At 73.2% G+C, this 17,611-nt stretch carries 15 protein-coding genes; 9 read left to right on the top strand and 6 right to left on the bottom strand.

The annotated features are described in order from the left end of the window. The first annotated feature begins 9 nt into the window (after window positions 1-9). Window positions 10-987, top strand: a complete 978-nt coding sequence (locus ACK8OX_RS05545) for a Bug family tripartite tricarboxylate transporter substrate binding protein (protein ID WP_430662935.1) — start codon at window positions 10-12, stop codon at window positions 985-987. Window positions 988-1,021: 34 nt separating this feature from the next. Here ACK8OX_RS05545 and ACK8OX_RS05540 read toward each other — a convergent pair whose 3' ends face one another. After that, window positions 1,022-1,405 (bottom strand): RidA family protein, encoded by a 384-nt coding sequence (locus ACK8OX_RS05540; RefSeq protein WP_430662934.1) that lies wholly within the window; start codon window positions 1,403-1,405, stop codon window positions 1,022-1,024. A gap of 141 nt (window positions 1,406-1,546) precedes the next feature. On the opposite strand from ACK8OX_RS05540, the gene ACK8OX_RS05535 reads away from it, so the two are divergent. Beyond that, complete coding sequence (locus ACK8OX_RS05535) at window positions 1,547-2,530, top strand: ABC transporter substrate-binding protein (RefSeq protein ID WP_430662933.1); 984 nt, start codon at window positions 1,547-1,549, stop codon at window positions 2,528-2,530. A gap of 51 nt (window positions 2,531-2,581) precedes the next feature. Here ACK8OX_RS05535 and ACK8OX_RS05530 read toward each other — a convergent pair whose 3' ends face one another. The 5 genes from ACK8OX_RS05530 to ACK8OX_RS05510 all read right to left on the bottom strand — a co-directional run bounded on the left by ACK8OX_RS05530 (window position 2,582) and on the right by ACK8OX_RS05510 (window position 8,533). Then, a complete protein-coding gene (locus ACK8OX_RS05530; protein WP_430662932.1) occupies window positions 2,582-4,168 on the bottom strand; it encodes a hypothetical protein in 1,587 nt (528 codons plus the stop codon). Between the two features lie 82 nt (window positions 4,169-4,250). Then, window positions 4,251-5,120 (bottom strand): transglutaminase family protein, encoded by an 870-nt coding sequence (locus ACK8OX_RS05525; protein ID WP_430662931.1) that lies wholly within the window; start codon window positions 5,118-5,120, stop codon window positions 4,251-4,253. Then, window positions 5,117-7,543 (bottom strand): circularly permuted type 2 ATP-grasp protein, encoded by a 2,427-nt coding sequence (locus ACK8OX_RS05520; protein WP_430662929.1) that lies wholly within the window; start codon window positions 7,541-7,543, stop codon window positions 5,117-5,119. Before ACK8OX_RS05520 ends, ACK8OX_RS05525 begins: the two co-directional genes overlap by 4 nt. Window positions 7,544-7,590: 47 nt before the next feature. Further along, entirely contained in the window at window positions 7,591-7,779 is a 189-nt protein-coding gene (locus ACK8OX_RS05515) for a hypothetical protein (protein WP_430662928.1), read from the bottom strand. Window positions 7,780-7,864: 85 nt separating this feature from the next. Beyond that, entirely contained in the window at window positions 7,865-8,533 is a 669-nt protein-coding gene (locus ACK8OX_RS05510; RefSeq protein WP_430662927.1) for a hypothetical protein, read from the bottom strand. Between the two features lie 125 nt (window positions 8,534-8,658). On the opposite strand from ACK8OX_RS05510, the gene ACK8OX_RS05505 reads away from it, so the two are divergent. The 7 genes from ACK8OX_RS05505 to glgC all read left to right on the top strand — a co-directional run bounded on the left by ACK8OX_RS05505 (window position 8,659) and on the right by glgC (window position 17,610). Next, window positions 8,659-9,405, top strand: coding sequence for an SDR family oxidoreductase (locus ACK8OX_RS05505; protein WP_430662926.1), 747 nt, complete (start codon window positions 8,659-8,661; stop codon window positions 9,403-9,405). Between the two features lie 40 nt (window positions 9,406-9,445). Beyond that, window positions 9,446-10,198 (top strand): SDR family NAD(P)-dependent oxidoreductase, encoded by a 753-nt coding sequence (locus tag ACK8OX_RS05500; RefSeq protein ID WP_430662925.1) that lies wholly within the window; start codon window positions 9,446-9,448, stop codon window positions 10,196-10,198. A gap of 32 nt (window positions 10,199-10,230) precedes the next feature. Beyond that, a complete protein-coding gene (locus tag ACK8OX_RS05495; protein WP_430662924.1) occupies window positions 10,231-10,548 on the top strand; it encodes a c-type cytochrome in 318 nt (105 codons plus the stop codon). Beyond that, window positions 10,545-11,486, top strand: coding sequence for a glucokinase (locus tag ACK8OX_RS05490; protein WP_430662923.1), 942 nt, complete (start codon window positions 10,545-10,547; stop codon window positions 11,484-11,486). The genes ACK8OX_RS05495 and ACK8OX_RS05490 overlap by 4 nt, the downstream gene beginning before the upstream one ends. Window positions 11,487-11,634: 148 nt before the next feature. Then, window positions 11,635-14,118 carry a glycogen/starch/alpha-glucan phosphorylase gene (locus ACK8OX_RS05485; RefSeq protein ID WP_430662922.1) on the top strand — a complete coding sequence of 828 codons (2,484 nt, stop codon included), beginning with the start codon at window positions 11,635-11,637 and terminating at the stop codon, window positions 14,116-14,118. Further along, on the top strand, window positions 14,118-16,349 hold the full coding sequence (gene glgB / locus ACK8OX_RS05480; RefSeq protein WP_430662921.1) for a 1,4-alpha-glucan branching protein GlgB: 2,232 nt from the start codon (window positions 14,118-14,120) through the stop codon (window positions 16,347-16,349). Before ACK8OX_RS05485 ends, glgB begins: the two co-directional genes overlap by 1 nt. After that, window positions 16,339-17,610 carry a glucose-1-phosphate adenylyltransferase gene (glgC, locus tag ACK8OX_RS05475; RefSeq protein ID WP_430662920.1) on the top strand — a complete coding sequence of 424 codons (1,272 nt, stop codon included), beginning with the start codon at window positions 16,339-16,341 and terminating at the stop codon, window positions 17,608-17,610. The genes glgB and glgC overlap by 11 nt, the downstream gene beginning before the upstream one ends. Window position 17,611: the final 1 nt, after the last annotated feature.

Genomic DNA, 17,611 nt, shown 5'->3' with positions numbered 1-17,611 from the left:
AGCCACGCCATGCGCCGCCGCCACCTGCTGTTCGCCGCCGCCCTGCCCGCGCCCGCCCTGGCGCAGCGCCCCGACCAGGCCGGGCGGCCCTGGTCGCCGCCGACGCGCATGGTGATCCCCTATGGCGCCGGCAACATCACCGACCAGGTGGCGCGCGTGCTGATCGACGTGCTGGGCCAGCGGCATGGCTGGCGCATCGCCGCCGACAACCAGCCCGGCGCCGGCGGGATGCTCGGCGCCAACAACCTCATCCGCGCCCCGGCGGATGGCAGCGTCTGCGGCGTGGTCGCCGCGGCGGCGCTGACCATCCTGCCGCACATCCAGCGCAACCCGCGCTTCGACCCCTTCCCCGAACTCGCGCCCGTCACCGGGCTCGCCATCTCCAGCTCGTTCCTGGCCGTGCATGCCTCGCTGCCGGTGCGGACGCTGGCGGAGCTTGCGGCCCATGCGCGCGCGCGGCCGGCGGACAACCCGGTGTTCTACTATTCCCCCGGCAACGCGACCGTGCCGCACCTGAACCTGGAGGCGCTGCGACGCGCGCTCGACTTCCCGATGCAGCACGTACCGTACCGCACCAGCCAGGCCGGCAACACGGACCTGCTGGCGAACCGCGTGCAGGTGACGATGGACAGCTTCTCCATCACGCTGCCGCACATCCAGGCGGGCACGCTGCGGCCGCTCGCCTTCAACGGCGCGCAGCGCCACCCGCTGCTGCCGGAGGTGCCGACGATGGCGGAAGCGGCGCCGGGGGTGCAGCTGATGAATGCCTGGATGGCGGTGTTCTTCCCCCGCGCCACCCCCGCCGCCACGGTGGACCGCGCGGCGGAGGACCTGCTGGACGCGGTGAATTCGCCGGCTTTCGCCGAAAGGCTGCCGGTCGGAACCAGCCCCTTCGCCCTCGGCCCCACGGAACTGGCCGAGCGCGTGCGGAGCGAGGGCGCGCGGATCGGCCGGCTGATCGCCGAGATCGGGCTGACGCCCGACTGACCCGCCCGCCCGGGAAGCCCTTCCCGGCGCCCGCCTATGCCACCGCGATGCAGTCGATCGACAGCAGGAAGTCCGGATGCGCCAGCCGCGCGGATTCCGTGGTCTGCCGCGCGGGGTAGTTGCCCGGCTCGAAATACGTCTTGAAGATCGCGTCGAACTCCGCGTAGCGCCCCATGTCGGTCAGCGCGACATTCATCTTCACCGCGCGGTCGAGCGAGCTTCCCGCCTCCTCCAGGATCGCCTGGATGTTCCGCATCACCTGGTGCAGCTGCGCGGCGAAGTCGCCCTTCGCGATCTGGCGGTCGCCGTGGAAGGGCGTGGCGCCGGTCACATAGACCATGCCGCCCGCCTTGACGGCATGCGAAACGCCCGACCGCATCCAGGTGACCTTGGGCGACGTGATGACCTGCCGGTCCATGATGGCTTCCCTCCTGCGTGCCGGGACGAGTTTAGGCGCCGGGCCGCGCGTGGGAAGCCGCCACGGCGCTTGCAAGGGGACGGGGTTGGCGCACTATCCTGCAATCGATTGTCCGGACCGCGGACGCAGGAGGAAACAATCATGGTCCCCACCACGCGCCGCGCCCTGCTGGGCGCCGCCGGCCTCGCTCTCGCCGCTCCGTCCCTCGCCCGGGCGCAGGCCACCAGCCTGAAGGTCATGGTCTTCCCGGGCCTGGCCAACATGCCGCTTTTCGTCGGCCAGTCGCAGGGCTTCTTCGCCCGGCGCGGGCTGGCGGTGGAGATCCTCAACACCCCGAATTCCGACGTGCTGCGCAACGGCCTCGCCGCCGGTGACCACCAGCTGGTCGTGGCGGGCGTGGACAACGCGGTGGCGATGGCGGAAGCGGGCCACGACATCGGCATCCTCATCGGCGGCGACAGCGCCTTCAACGCCTTCTACGTGAAGCCGGAAATCAGGGACTGGGCCGACCTGCGCGGCCGGACGCTGATCGTGGATGCCCCGAACACCGCCTATGCGCTGGTCGGCTACAAGATGATGGAGATGAACGGCCTGCCGCGCGGCAGCTACACCATCCGCCCCACCGGCGGCACCTTCGCGCGCTACGAACTGATGCTGCGCGACCCCGACGCGCATGCCTCCATGCTGAACCCGCCCTTCAGCCTCCAGGCGGAGGACGCCGGGCTGCGCCGGCTGGCGACGGTGACGGAGGCGGTCGGCCCCTATCTCGGCAATGCCGGCTGGGCGATGCGCGACTGGTCGCGCCGCAACCCGGACGTCGTCGGGCGCTACCTTGCCGCCTATGTCGAGAGCATCCGTTGGATGCTGGCGCCCGCGAACGGCGATGCGGCGACGGCGCTGCTGGCCGAACGCCTCCGGCTCGCCCCCGCCATGGCGCGGCGCAACCTGGCGCTGCTGACGGCGCCGGGCACAGGCTCCGCGATCGACGGGCGCTTCGACCTGGAAGGATTCCGCACGGTGCTGCGCATCCGCGCCGAGGTGCTGGGAAGCTGGGGCGGCACGCCGCCCGCGCCCGAACGCTACCTCGACCTCGGCCACTGGGAACGCGCGGTCGCGTCGCTGTAGGCGCCCCCCTGGCCTGCGGCGGCCGCGGGCCAGGGGTTGCGGCCGCCCGGGTCACTCGGGGCCGGTGGTCCGGTCCCAGAAGCGGCTGGAGGACAGCACCGCCTCCCGCAGGTCGGCGGGTTCGCGCGCGCCTTCGGCGGCGGGAAGGCCGAGCACGGCGGCGCGGGCGAAGGCCGCCATGCGTTCGCCGGCCACGCGCATCGCATCGGGCGACTGCGTGGCAAGCTGGTGCGGGCCGCGGAACAGGTGGATCTCCCGCAGCTCCCGCGCGCGCTGGAAGGCGGCGAGCGAGCCCTCCAGCCCCTCCACGTAGTCGTAGGTGCCCTTCACCACCATCAGCGCGGGCCAGCGCGCGATGCCGGCGAGGACCTCGCCATCCGGGTAGTAGGTGGTGTTGCGCTCGACGCGCAGCGCGGCCTCCACCATGTCGTGCCCGGCGAGCCGCCAGCCGAGGCCGCCGCTGTTCGGGCCATACAGGATCGCGCCGGCGATGTTGGGCTGGCCGCGCGGCGGGCGGCAGGCCGTGCCGGGGCGGTCGCGGTCGCAATCCTCGACGAAGTTCTGGTGCATCGCCCAGGCGGTGGCGTAGCTGCCGCGCGAATAGCCGGCGACCACCACCGGGATGCCGTTCGCGCCGAGGCCCGCCAGCAGCCGCCCGCCCGCCGCGGCGCCTTCCAGCAATTCCCCGCCCGGCGTCAGCATCCGCAGCCCTTCCCCGGTTTCGAGCTGGTGGAGCATGCGGAACATGTCGCGCGCCTGCTCGGCCGTGTTGAAGCCGCTGACGCCGCCGGAGATGCCGTTGCCGCGACGGTCGGTCAGCAGCACGTCGAAGCCCGCGGCGTTGAAGGCCGCGGCGAAGCCGCGCCAGTGGCGCATCCCCGGCTGTTCGTTCCGCGCTGCCGCTACCGCATCGGGCACCCAGGCGCCCTGGGCGTTCCGGGCGAGGCCGGTGACGTCGGGGTCATCGAGCCCCGTCATCTCGTTGCCGCCGCCGTTGTTCATCACCACCAGGGCGCGCCGGCGCGTGCCGCCCGTCTCGACACCCGCGCCCTCGATGTACCAGCCGCGCAGCCGGATGGAGGTCTCGAGCCGGAGATGGGTGCGCTCGTAGCTGTCGCGCGGGGCGGCGAATTCCACGACGAAGCTGCGCGGCTCGGCCGCCGCGATCGGCTCGCCAAAGGGTGCGCGGCCGAAGAAGGCGGGGCGGCGGATGGCACGCAGGTCCACGTCGTTCGACTGCGGGTCGATCAGGCCAGCCGGGTCCACCGTGCCGGTGCGCCGCCGCTCGGCCGAGGTGAAGATGGCGGCGCCGGCGCGGGCAGCCCGCGCGCAGGCCTCCTCGGCCCGGCAGGCGACCCAGCGCGCCCGAATGCGGGCATCGGTGAAGTTCTCGGCGTGCCAGTCGCCGCGGTAGCCGGCGGGGGCGAACTGCGCGGTCGGCATGAAGGGGATGCAGACGCGGCGCCCGCCTTCCTCGGCCAGGTAGCCGGGCATCGCGCCGTTGCGGTCGTAGCCGACCTGCCTTTCGCAGTCGGGCGGCGGCGTGCCGGGATGCACGGCCGGCGCCTGCGCGGCGGCGGCGGAGGCGAGGCCGAGCGTGAATGCGGCAGCCAGCGCGGCGCGGGTGGGTCCTGGCATTCGTTCTTTCCGTGCGGACGTCATCGGAAGTCTCACGCGCAGCCGGGCGGGGGTCAATGCGACGGGGCGCGATGCGGACGGGTCAGGCCGGCAGCAGATCCACGCTCACCTCCAGCACCTGCCGCCCGCCGCCGAGCAGGATGCCCTTCACCGGGCTCACATCGGCATAGTCGCGTCCCCAGCCCAGCAGCAGGTGCTCATCCGACACCACCAGGTCGTTGGTCGGGTCGAGGTCCACCCAGCCAAGCCCCGGCCCCAGCCAGCAGCCGACCCAGGCATGGCTCTGGTCGGCCCCCTGCCGCCGCGGCTCGCCCGGCGGGGGGCGCGTGCGGACATAGCCCGAACAGTAGCGCGCCGGCAGGCCGAGCGCGCGCAGCCCCGCGATCATCAGATGCGCGAAGTCCTGGCAGACACCCGCGCGCTGCGACAGCACCTGCCCGACGGGGGTGGAGATGGTGGTGACGCCCGGCATGAAGGCGAAGTCCCGCCGGATGCGGGACGCCAGGTCGCGCAGGCCCGCCAGCACCGGCCGGCCGGGCGGGAAGCTTGCGGCGGCGTAGGCGCCAGCACCGGGATCGGCCGGGGCGTGGGGGCTGGGCAGCGCGAATTCCACCGCGTCCCATCCGGCGGGCGTCACGGCGGCGTCGCGCACGGCTTCCCAGGGCGGCGTCGCGGCATCGGGCGGCGGCGGCGGGAAGGCGACCTCCACCTCCGCCTCCAGCGTCACGCGCAGGCTGTCATGCGGCGCCTCCACCGACAGCCAGGTCACGCCATTGCCGAAATGGTCACGTCCCTCGCGCCGGTGCGCCGCCGGCGGCGACAGCGCGATGGAGGAAGACAGCACCACCTGCCCCGGCACGGCCCGCGGCGTCAGGTGCAGCAGGTGGCTCGCGAGATCCACCACCGCCCCGTAGCGATAGGTGGTGACATGCGTCAGCGCGTAGCGGGTCACGCCCCCGGGCCCCCGCCCAGCGCCTGCGCCCGCACATGGCTGACATAGCGCCGCGCCAGCGCGTCCGACAGCGCGCCGACCTCCCCCCCCAGCGCGAGGAGCGCGGCCGGCAGCGCCGCCGCGGCGGCATCGCGGTCCGCCGCCATCAGCACCCCATCCACCATCGCCGCCGGCCGGGCTGCGAGACGCCGCGCGGCGGCGGCCAGTGCATCCTCCGCCCCGCCGATCTCCGCCAGCCGTTCCGCCACCGCCGCCAGCTGGAAGCCCAGCGCGCGCGGGTTGCCCGGATCGGCCAGCACCAGGTCCAGCACCGGCGCGGGCTGCACGGCGGCAAGGTAGCGGGCCCGGTAGGTCAGCGTGGAATCGCAGAGCTCGAGCGCGAGGGGCAGCCCGGCCTCCAGCCGCGGCGCCGGCTCGGCCAGCACCTGGCCGAGGCTGCGCGCGGTCGCCGCCGCACGTTCCATCCGCCGCCCGAGGTCGAGGAACATCCAGGCGCCGCCGCGCACCATGTTCTCCGCCGCCAGGCCCGCCAGCCCGGTGCAGGCGCGGATGATCGCGCCCATCGCCTCGGCCAGCGCATCGGGCCCGACCGCGGCGGTCGCGAGCCGCGCGCGCGCTTCCTGGCCGAGCTGCGCGAAGGCGGCCCACATGTCATGCGTCAGCCGGTCCCGCACCGCGGATTGCGGCCGTTCCACCGCATCCACCAGCGCCGGCAGCGCGCCGTTCGGCCCTGCGGCGGCCAGCAGCGCGCGCGGCAGCGCGGCGCCGTCGGGCGGGCTCGCCGCGGCTTCCGCGCCCAGCAGGCCCGCCGCGTGCAGGCAACGCGCCAGCGCGCGCATCTCCGCGACCTCCCGCGGGACCGTCGCGCCGCGCAGCAGCCGCACCAGCAGGGAGCGCATCAGCCGCGCGGAGCCTTCGAGCCTTTCGAGGTAGCGGCCGAGCCAGAACAGGTCGTCCGCCACGCGGCTCGGCAACTCGCCCGAGGAACGGCGGATCGGCAGCATCGCGGCGCGCGGCGCGGTGGGGCCGCGGATCTCGCCGCCCTCCTCCGCCAGCACCCAGACATCCTTGGCGATGCCGCGGCGCGTCGGCGGGCCCGCGACCTCGCCGCCCTCCTCCAGCACCTGCGCGAGCCCGCCGGGCATGGCGCGCCAGCCGCCCTGCGCGTCGCGCAGCAGGAACATCCGCAGCATCACCGGCGCGGGGGCCAGCCCTTCCCCCGCGAGGCAGGGCGCGCAGGACGGCCGCGCCGGCCGCGTGGCGGCGAAGGTCCAGGGCGGAGCCGCGCCGGGCCTTGGGGCTGAGCCGGGGTCGAAGGCGTCGCGCAGCCGCCAGGCCTCCGGCGCGGCGCGCACCTCCCGCCGCGCCGCCTCGTCGCCGAGCCAGACGGTCTCGAGCGCGCCGAGCGCGAGATCCTCGCCGAGCAGGTGGCGCGCGCAGGCCGCGAGGTAGGGCGCGAGGCCCGGCGCCTCCGCCGCCATCGACCCCGGCGCATTGACCAGCCGCACATGGCCGCCGCGCATCGCCTGCATCAGCCCCGGCACGCCGCCGGCCTGGCCGAATTCCAGCGGGTCGCAGGCCTCGCCCCTGATGCGGCGGAGGATGACGTCGACGCGCCGCAGGCCGCGCAGGGTCTTCAGGAACACCTCCTCCCCCCGTACCGTCAGGTCGCCGGGCTCCACGAGTTCGAGCCCGAGCTCGCGCGACAGGAACAGGTGCTCGAGCCAAGTGTCCTGCCGGCTGCCCGGGGTCAGCAGGGCCAGGCGCGGATTGTCGACGCCGTCCGGCGCCAGCGCGTGCAGCGCATCGACCCAGGCATCGAGGAAGGGGCGCAGCGGGCGGAGCTGCACCGCGCGGAAGACCTCCGGCAGGATGCGGGCGAGCAGCGCGCGGTTCTCGGCGGCGAAGCCGACGCCGTTGGCCCCGCCGCAGCGATCGGCCGCGACCCGCCATTCGCCATCGGCCCCGCGCAGCAGGTCGGCCCCGTAGAAGGTCAGGCGTGGGAAGGGCCGCGCGGCCTCGGCCCGGCAGGGGCGCAGGAAATGCGGGTTGCCGTGGACCAGCCGCGCCGGCACCACGTCGGAGGAGAGCAGCGTCTGCGGCCCGTAGAGATCGTCCAGCACCGCGGCCAGCAGCCGCGCCCGCTGGCCGAGCCCGGCCTCCAGCCGGTCGAATTCCCGCCCCGTCAGGACCAGCGGCAACGGATCGCAGCGCCATGGCCGGTGCGGGCGGGCGGGGGTTGTGGGGGCATCGGGCCCAGGGGCCGCGGGGGCATCAGGCACGAGGACGGTCGCGACCCCCTCCTCCTCGAAGGCGCGGTCGAGCCGCTTCGCGCGTTCGGCGAGCGCCGGATGGCCGAGGGCGGAGATGGCGCCGAGCAGGCCGCGCCAGTGCGGGCGGATGCGGCCCGCCCCGTCCACCATCTCGTCGATCCCGGGCGGCGCGGTTCCCGCAGGCGCCGTCGGGCCGGTCAGGACGCGCGCCTCGGGCCCGGCCTGCCGGGCGTGGCGCGGAGGTGGCGCGCGGGGTCGGGCGCGCAGGACAGGACCGGGCTGCGGCCACGCGGCGCCGGCCGCGGCCGGATGGCCTGCGGCGACACCCCCGCGAGCCGGTCGCAGCGGTCGCTGGTGCGGTGCGTCGGCGCGGCGTGGATGCTCATGCGGGCCTCGGGAGGGTCCGGTGGTTCGGCATCCGCTATTCCACCGGAACGGCGTCCTCCGCAAGCGGTGCCACGGGGCGACCCGTCAGCGCAGCGTCGCCAGGGTGGCGGCCGGCGGCGAGCCCGGTTCGCGGTCGATCACCATCCACCACCGCACGATGGCGTCGCCCGGCAGGCTCGGCATGGCGAGCTCCACCCGCAGGTCGCCCGGCACGCGCCAGAGATGGCGGCTCAGCGGCTGGTCGCGCGGGTGTTCGGGGCCGTCCTCCGCCAGCTGCTCCGGCCGCCCGCCGAGGCGCCGCGCGGCGTCCTCCACCAGGTCGGCCGTCAGGATCGCGGCAGGCAGCGTCACCTCGACCCGCATCCGGTCGATCCGCGCGATCCCGTCCTCCCCGGTGTCGAGCATCAGCACGGCGCGTTCGCAGGCGCGGTCCGAGGCCCAGCCCGCCAGGCAGGGACCGGCCGCCGGCGCTACCTCCACCAGCCGCGGCAGGCCGGAGGCGACGATGCGGAAGCCGCGGGCGGCCAGCCGGATCCCGGCCTCCTGCAGGTCGGTGCCGGGGCCGAGGCCCTGCCAGCCTGCCGCAGGCACCGCCTGGCGCGGCGGCTCCACCGGGCGGGAGGTGAAGCCGAGCAGCGGCGCCGCGAGGGCCGCGAGGGCGGCGACCGCGAGGGCGGCCGGCAATCCGCGCCGGCGGGGGCGGGCATTTCCTGCCGGGTCGGCCGGGGCGTCTGCTGCTTCGACGAGGTCCATGCGGGCCCTACTCCTCCTGGGTGGCTGCCTGCCTTGCATCCGGCGTGCCAGCCCCCCGGCTGGACAGCGCCCCGGCCGCGGCGCCACCCTCGCGCCCATGACGAGGGGTCCGGGAGGGGCGGTCGATGGCTGACAGGTTCGCGCTGGTCACGGGGGGCGGCTCCGGCGTCGGCCGCGCGGCGGCGGTGGCGCTGGCCGCGGATGGGTGGGCGGTCGCGCTGCTCGGCCGACGGCGGGAGATGCTGGAGGAGACGGCGGGGCTGTGCGGCGGGGCGCGCACGCTGCTGCTGCCGGCCGACGTCGCCGACCCGGCTTCCGTGGAAGGGGCCTTCGCGACGCTGAAGGCGGAATTCGGCCGGCTCGACCTGCTGTTCAACAATGCCGGCACCAACGTCCCCGGCACGCCGTTCGAGGAGCTGACGGCCGAGCAGTGGCTGAAGGTGGTCGCGGTGAACCTCAACGGCATGTTCCTCTGCGGCCATGCCGCCTTCCGCATGATGAAGGACCAGGCCCCGCAGGGCGGGCGCATCATCAACAACGGCTCGATCAGCGCGCATGCGCCGCGGCCGGGCAGCGCCCCCTACACCGCGACGAAGCACGCGGTGACGGGACTGACCAAGTCCATGAACCTGGACGGCCGGCGCTTCGACATCGCGGTGGGCCAGATCGACATCGGCAACGCCCAGACCGCAATGGCCGAGCGCATGGCCCGCGGCGTGCCGCAGGCCGACTGGTCGATCAAGGCGGAGCCGCTGATGGATGTCGCGCATGTCGGCACGGCGGTCGCGCAGATGGCCGCCTGGCCGCTGGCGACCAACGTGCTGACCATGACCATCATGGCCACCAAGATGCCCTTCGTCGGTCGCGGCTGAACCCGCCCCGGGGCGCCGCCGAAGCAGTGGGAGAGGACGGATGAACAGGCTGGATCTGGCCGGACGGGTCGCCATCGTCACCGGCGGCGCGCGCGGCATCGGGCTTGCGGTCGCGCGGCGCATGGTCGTCTCCGGCGCCAGCGTCTCGATCTGGGACCTCGACCCGGCGGCGGCTGAGGAGAGCCGCGCCGCCCTCGCCGCCGACGGGACGGTGACGGCGGAGGTGCTGGACCTGACGGACGAGATGGCGGTGGCGGACGCCGCGCGCCGGACCGCGGCGGCGCACGGGAAGATCGACATCCTGGTGAACAACGCCGGCATCACCGGCGGCAACATGCCGAGCTGGGAGATCCCGGCGGAGCAGTGGCGCCGGGTGATCGACGTGAACCTGAACGCCCCCTTCATCGTTGCCTCCGCCGTGGTGCCGCACCTGCTGGCGAATGGCTGGGGGCGGATCGTCAACGTCGCCTCGGTGGCGGGGAAGGAGGGCAACCCGAACGCGGCGCATTACAGCGCCAGCAAGGCGGGGCTGATCGGCTACACCAAGTCGCTCGCCAAGGAACTGGCGCAGCGCAACGTGCTGGTGAACTGCGTCACCCCTGCCGCCGCCAAGACCGACATCTTCCGTCAGATGACGGAAGCCCACATCAACTTCATGCTCTCCAAGATCCCGATGGGGCGCTTCGTGGAGGTGGAGGAGATCGCGGCGCTGATCTGCTGGCTGGCCACGCCCGACTGCTCCTTCTCGACAGGCGCGGTCTTCGACGTATCGGGGGGGCGGGCGACCTACTGACGCTCCCTCCCCCACCCCCATGGAGGCTCCGGATGCGCGTGATGCTCGCCCTGCTCGCCCTCGCCGCCGCCGGCCCTGCCGCGGCCCAGCGCGACCCCGACCAGCTTGAGCGCGGCCGCGCGGTGGCGACGCAATGGTGCGCCAACTGCCATGCCGTCGGCCCCGGCGGGCCGGCGCCGCGCAGCGACGCCGCGCCCTCCTTCGCCTCCATCGCCGCGCGGCCGGGGACCACGCGCGCGGGGGTGGCGACCTTCGTCCGGCTGCCGCATCCCAACATGCCCGACCACGGCCTGACGGCGCGCCAGGCCGAGGACGTGGCGGCCTTCCTGCTGGCGCAGGGCGCGCGTTGAAGGCGCTGCTGGCCGATATCGGCGGCACCAATGCCCGCTTCGCGCTGCTGGATGGCGGCGCGGTCGGGGCGCCGCTGGTCATGCCCGTCGCCGCCCACCCGACCGCCGAAGCGGCGATCGCCACCGCGCTCGCGCAGCTCGCGCCCGGCGGCGGGGTGCGGCGCGCCGTCCTCGCCCTCGCGGGGCCGGTGCTGGGCGAGCCGGTGCGGCTGACCAACGCACCCTGGGCCTTCTCCCGCCCGGGGATCGCGGCGCGCTTCGGGCTGGACGGCGTGACGCTGGTGAACGACTTCGCGGCGCTGGCCCATGCCCTGCCCCATCTGGGGCCGGGCGACCTCCTGCCCCTCGGCGAGGGTGGCGGGGGGGAGGAGGATGCGCCGATGCTCGTGCTCGGCCCCGGCACCGGCCTCGGCATGGCGGCCTTCCTGCGGCGCGAGGGGCGGGCCATGCCGACGGAGGCCGGGCATATCGGCCTCGGCCCCGCCGATCCGTGGCAGGACCGGGTGGTGGCGGCGCTGCGCGAACGCTGCGGCCGGGCGGGGGTGGAGGAGGCCGTCTCGGGCCGGGGGCTCGCGAACCTGCATGCGGTGGTGGCCGCCCTGCGCGGCGCCGCGGTGCCCGCGCGGGACGCCGCCGGGGTGGTCGCCGCCGCCGGCGCCTGCCCGGTGGCGGAGGAGGCGGTGGGCCTGTTCCTCGACCTGCTCGCGAATTTCGCGGGGGACATGGCGCTGGCCTGGGGCGCGCGTGGCGGCGTGTTCCTGGCGGGGGGAATCCTGCCCCGGCTTGCCACGCGGCTTGACCCCCGCGCCTTCCGCGCCCGCTTCGAGGATCGCGCCCCGATGCGGGACTGGATGCGCGGCGTGCCCCTGTTCCTGGTCACCCATCCCGCCCCCGCCTTCCCGGGCCTGGCGGCGCTGGCGCGGGCAGGAAACGGGTAACGGGCGCGCGCTACCCTCCCGGCGCGCAAAGGCGGCGCTTCTATTCACCCCCCGGGTCATGCAAATAGGGGCCCCGCGGCGCGTTGCCGCCGGGGAGGGATGGAAAAGCGGCAGGCAGCGGCGCAGCCGAACAGGGGACCACGACCACATGGACACGACGCCGATGCCGCACGCGACCGCGGCCGCGCCCAGCAGCGGCGCGGGCCGGCAGGATGCCGCCGCGCTGCGGGACGCCATCATCCACAAGCTGACCTACGACCTGGGCAAGAGCCGCCTCGGCGCGCGCGACCGGGACTGGTTCATCGCCACCGCCCTTGCGGTGCGCGACCGCATCGTGGACCGCTGGATCGACCTGACGCGGGCCACCTACCAGTCCGGCGCGAAGCAGGTGTACTACCTCAGCCTCGAATTCCTCATCGGCCGGCTGCTGCGGGACAATGTCTGCAACCTCGGCCTGGCCGGCGAGGTGCGGGAGGCGCTGGAGCCTCTCGGCGTCGATGTCGAGAAGCTGCGGATCGCGGAGCCCGACGCCGCGCTCGGCAATGGCGGCCTCGGGCGGCTCGCGGCCTGCTTCATGGAAAGCATGGCAACCCTCGGCATCCCCGCCTTCGGCTACGGCATCCGCTACGACCACGGGCTGTTCCGCCAGCTGATCCGGGACGGCTGGCAGCGCGAATTCCCCGAGGACTGGCTGACCTACGGCAACCCCTGGGAATTCGCCCGCCCCGAGATCGCGCATGAGATCGGCTTCGGCGGCTCCGTCCAGGCCGTGAATGTCAGCGAGGCGCGGGTGCGCCATGTCTGGAAGCCGGCCGAGACGGTGGAGGCGGTGGCCTATGACACGCCGATCGTCGGCTGGCGGGGCGCGCATGTGAACACGCTGCGCCTGTGGTCGGCCCGCGCGGTGGACCCGCTGCGGCTGGATGCCTTCAATTCCGGCGACCATCTCGGCGCGCTGGCCAACCGGGTGAAGGCGGAAAGCATCTCGAAGCTGCTCTACCCGTCGGACGAGACGCCGGCGGGGCAGGAGCTGCGGCTGCGGCAGGAATACTTCTTCTCCTCCGCCGCGCTGCAGGACCTGGTGCGGCGGCATGTGCGCGTCTACGGCGACCTGCGCAGCCTGCCCGAGCGCGTCTCGATCCAGCTGAACGACACGCATCCGGCGATCGTCGTCGCGGAACTCCTGCGCATCCTGGTCGATCTGCACGACATACCCTGGGACGAGGCCTGGCAGATCACCCGCGACACGATCAGCTACACCAACCACACCCTGCTGCCCGAGGCGCTGGAGAGCTGGCCCGTGCCGCTGATGGAACGGCTGCTGCCGCGCCACATGCAGCTGATCTACCTGGTCAACGCCTTCCACCTCGACGAGGTGCGGGGCCGTTTCCCGGGCGACGGCGCGCTGCTGTCCTCCGTCTCGCTGATCGAGGAAGGGCACGGGCGGCGCGTGCGGATGGGGCATCTCGCCTTCGTCGGCTCGCACAAGGTGAACGGCGTCTCCGCCCTGCATTCCGACCTGCTGAAGAAGACCGTCTTCTCGGATTTCGACAGGCTGTTCCCGGGGCGGATCACCAACAAGACCAACGGCATCACCTTTCGCCGCTGGCTGCAGCAGTCGAACCCCGGGCTGACCGGGCTGCTGGTGGACGCCGTCGGCCCCGAGGTGCTGGACGACGAGCGTGCGCTGGAGAGGCTGCGGCCGCTGGCCGATGACGCCGCGTTCCGCGAACGCTTTGCCACGGTGAAGCGCGCCAACAAGCAGGCGCTGGCGGCGCTGGTGCGGGACCAGCTCCAGCTCCGCCTCGACCCCGACGCGGTGTTCGACGTGCAGATCAAGCGCATCCACGAATACAAGCGCCAGCTGCTGAACGTGCTGGAGGCGGTGGCGCTGTACGACGAGATCCGCAGCCAGCCGACGCGGGACTGGGTGCCGCGCGTGAAGATCTTCGCCGGCAAGGCGGCCAGCAGCTACCACCGCGCCAAGCTCATCATCAAGCTGGCGCATGACGTGGCGCGGGTGGTCAACAGCGACCCGACCGTGCGCAACCTGCTGAAGATCGTCTTCCTGCCGAACTACAACGTCTCCCTCGCCGAGGTGATCGTGCCGGCGGCCGACCTGTCGGAGCAGATCTCGACCGCGGGGATGGAGGCGTCGGGGACGGGCAACATGAAGTTCGCGCTGAACGGCGCGCTCACCATCGGCACGCTCGACGGCGCCAATGTCGAGATCAAGGAGCATGTCGGCGACGACAACATCTTCATCTTCGGCCTGACCACCGAACAGGTCGAGCAGCGCCGGCGGGAAGGCTGGCGCGGCGAGATGGCGGCCGCGACCTCCCGCCGCCTGCAGGAGGCGCTGGAGCAGATCGACGCGGGCGTCTTCTCCCCCGACGATCCCGCGCGCTACCGCGACCTGGTCGCGGGACTGCGGGGCAACGACTACTTCATGGTGGCCGCGGATTTCGAAAGCTACTACGCCACCCAGCGCCGCGTCGGCGACCGCTGGCGGGACAGCGCGGGCTGGTGGCGTTCGGCCGTCCTGAACACCGCCAACATGGGCTGGTTCTCCTCCGACCGCACCATCGCGGAATATGCCGGGGAGATCTGGCGGGTGCCGGTTCGTCGGTGATGGAAGCCTGGCGCGCGCCGCAGGCCGAGGTCGATGCCCTGCTGGCCGCGCGCCACGGCGACCCCTTCGCGTTGCTCGGCCCGCATCCCGCGCCGGGCGGCTTGGTGGTGCGCGCCTTCGTCCCGCACGCCGAGAACCTGGTGGTGCTGCCGGACGGGGGCGCGCCGGTCGCGCTCGTCCGGCGGCACGATGCCGGGCTGTTCGAGGGCTTCGTCCCCGGCGCCGCCCTGCCCTTCCGCTACCGCCTCGGCGCCCGCAACGCCGGCGGCGCGTGGGAGCTGGACGACCCCTATCGCTTCGGCCCGACGCTCGGCCCTCTCGACGACCACCTGCTGGTGGAGGGCACGCATCGGCGCCTGCATGAGAGGCTCGGCGCCCATGCGGCGATGCATGAGGGGGTGGCGGGCACCCGCTTCGCGGTCTGGGCGCCGAATGCCGCGCGCGTCTCCCTCGTCGCGCAGTTCAACGACTGGGACGCGCGGCGCCATCCCATGCGCAAGCGCCTCGACAGCGGGTTGTGGGAGATCTTCATCCCCGGCTTCGGCGCGGGCATGGCCTACAAGTTCGCCGTCATGTCGCATGACGGGCAGGAACAGCCCTGGAAGGCCGATCCCTACGGGATGGCGGCTGAGCTTCGTCCCTCCACCGCCTCCCTCGTCGCGGACGAAACGCCCTTCGCCTGGACTGATGCCGGCTTCCTGGCGCGGCGCGCTGCGGTCAATTCGCGCCGCGCCGCCATCTCCATCTACGAAGTGCATGCGCCATCCTGGCGGCGGCACCCGGACGGGCGTTTCTACAGCTGGGACGACCTGATCGGCTCCCTCATCCCGCATGTCTGCTGGATGGGCTTCACCCATCTCGAACTCATGCCGGTGATGGAGCATCCGCTCGACGAAAGCTGGGGCTACCAGCCGATCGGGATGCACGCGCCGACCGCGCGCATGGGCGACCCGCGCGGGCTGATGCGCTTCATCGACGCGGCCCATGCCGCCGGGCTCGGCGTAATCCTGGACTGGGTGCCAGCGCATTTTCCGCAGGACCCGCACGGGCTGATCCGCTTCGACGGCGGGCCGCTCTACGAACACCCGGACCCGCGGCGCGGCTTCCATGCCGGCTGGGGCACCGCCACCTTCGACTTCGGCCGGCGCGAGGTCGCGGCCTTCCTCGTCTCCAACGCGCTCTACTGGATGGGGCGCTTCCATGCGGACGGGCTGCGGGTGGATGCGGTGTCCACCATGGTGCATCTCGACCACGGCCGGGCGCCGGGCGAATGGGCGCCGAACCCGGATGGCAGCACCGAGAACCACGAGGCGGTGGCCTTCCTGCGGCGCGTCAACGAACTGGTGGCGGAGGAGCATCCCGGCGCCGCCATGATCGCGGAGGAGGCGACGAGCTTCCCCGGCGTGTCCCACCCCGTCGAGCGCGGCGGGCTCGGCTTCCAGTTCAAGTGGAACATGGGCTGGATGAACGACACGCTGCGCTACGTGAAGCTCGACCCGATCCATCGCCGCTGGCACCATGCCCTGGTCACCTTCGGCCTAATGTATGCCTGGAGCGAGGATTTCGTCCTGGCGCTGAGCCATGACGAGGTGGTCCACGGCAAGGGATCGCTGCTCGGCCGCATGCCGCGCGGGCGCAGCGTGGATGACTGGGAACGCTTCGCGACGCTGCGGGCCTATTTCGCCTTCATGTGGGGCCATCCCGGCAAGAAGCTGGTCTTCATGGGGGCCGAGCTTGCGCAGTGGCGCGAATGGTCCGAGGCGCGGGAGCTGGACTGGTGGCTGCTGCAACACCCGGCCCATGCGGGCGTGCAGGCGCTGATGCGGGAGCTGAACCTGCTCTACCGCGCCATCCCCGCGCTGCACGCGCGCGACTGCGAGCCGGAGGGCTTCCGCTGGATCGACGCCGACGACGCGGAGCGGTCCACCTTCACCTGGCTGCGCTTCGACGGCGAGGGCGGGCCGCCGGCCGCCGTGCTCTGCAACTTCACGCCGGAGCCGCGGCGCGGCATCCGCATCGGGCTTCCCAGGGCCGGACGCTGGCGCGAAGTGTTGAACACGGACGCCGCCTGTTACGGCGGCTCGGGCGAGGGCAATCTGGGCGCGGTGCGGGCCGAATCGATCCCGCATGGCGGCTTCCCCGCCAGCGCGGAGGTGGTGCTGCCGCCGCTGGCCACGGTCTGGCTGCTGTTCGACGACGACGCCGAGGAGGATCCAGGCGATGCCGCGTAGCTTCGAACCCGCGCCCGCGCCGCTGGCGCGCACCGCCATGGCCTTCGTCCTCGCCGGCGGGCGCGGGTCGCGCCTGATGGAACTGACGGACCGGCGCGCCAAGCCCGCGGTCTTCTTCGGCGGCAAGTCGCGCATCATCGACTTCGCGCTGTCGAACGCCATCAATTCCGGCATCCGCCGCGTGGCGGTCGCCACCCAGTACAAGGCCCACAGCCTGATCCGCCACCTCCAGCGCGGCTGGAACTTCCTGCGCAGCGAACGGAACGAGAGCTTCGACATCCTCCCCGCCAGCCAGCGCACCAGCGAGACGGCGTGGTACGAGGGTACGGCGGATGCCGTCTACCAGAACATCGACATCATCGCCGACCTCGCGCCGCGGCACATCGTCATCCTCGCCGGCGACCACATCTACAAGATGGACTACGAGCACATGCTGGCCCAGCATGTGGAAAGCGGCGCCGACGTCACCGTGGGCTGCGTCGCCGTCCCCCGGCTGGAAGCGCGGGGCTTCGGCGTGATGCATGTGGACGAGCATTGCCGCATCCTGGAATTCATGGAGAAGCCGCAGGACCCGCCTGGCATCCCGGGGCGCGAGGACCTGGCCCTCGCCTCCATGGGCATCTACGTCTTCGAGACGCGGCTGCTGTTCGACCAGCTGAAGCGCGACGCCGCGACGCCGGGCAGCCAGCGTGACTTCGGGCGCGACATCATCCCCTTCCTGGTGAAGCACGGGAAGGCGGTGGCGCACCGCTTCGAGGACAGCTGCGTCCGCTCCTCGGCCGAGGCGAAGCCCTATTGGCGCGATGTCGGCACGGTGGATGCCTACTGGGAAGCCAATATCGACCTGACCGACGTGGTGCCGGAACTCGACCTGTTCGACCGCGACTGGCCGATCTGGACCTTCGCCGAGATCACGCCGCCCGCGAAGTTCGTCCACGACATGGCGGGCCGCCGGGGCGAGGCGATCGCGTCTCTCGTCTCGGGCGGCTGCATCCTCTCGGGCGCGGCGGCGCGGCAGTCGCTGCTGTTCACCGGGGTCCACATGCATTCCTACGCCCGGGTCGAGGGCGCGGTGATCCTGCCCTATGTCGATGTGGGGCGGCATGCGCGGCTGCGGAACGTCGTGGTGGACCGCGGCGCGCGCATCCCCGAGGGCCTGGTGGTGGGCGAGGACCCGGAGGAGGATGCGCGCCGCTTCCGCCGCACCGAGAAGGGCATCTGCCTGGTGACGCAGGCGATGCTGGACCGCCTCGCGCCGTGAC

Origin of the sequence: Falsiroseomonas sp. CW058 (assembly GCF_050563535.1) — a bacterium.
Classification (GTDB): Bacteria; Pseudomonadota; Alphaproteobacteria; order Acetobacterales; family Acetobacteraceae; genus Falsiroseomonas.
Note: the sequence above shows the minus strand (reverse complement) of the source record. Positions and strands in the feature narration are given on the sequence as shown.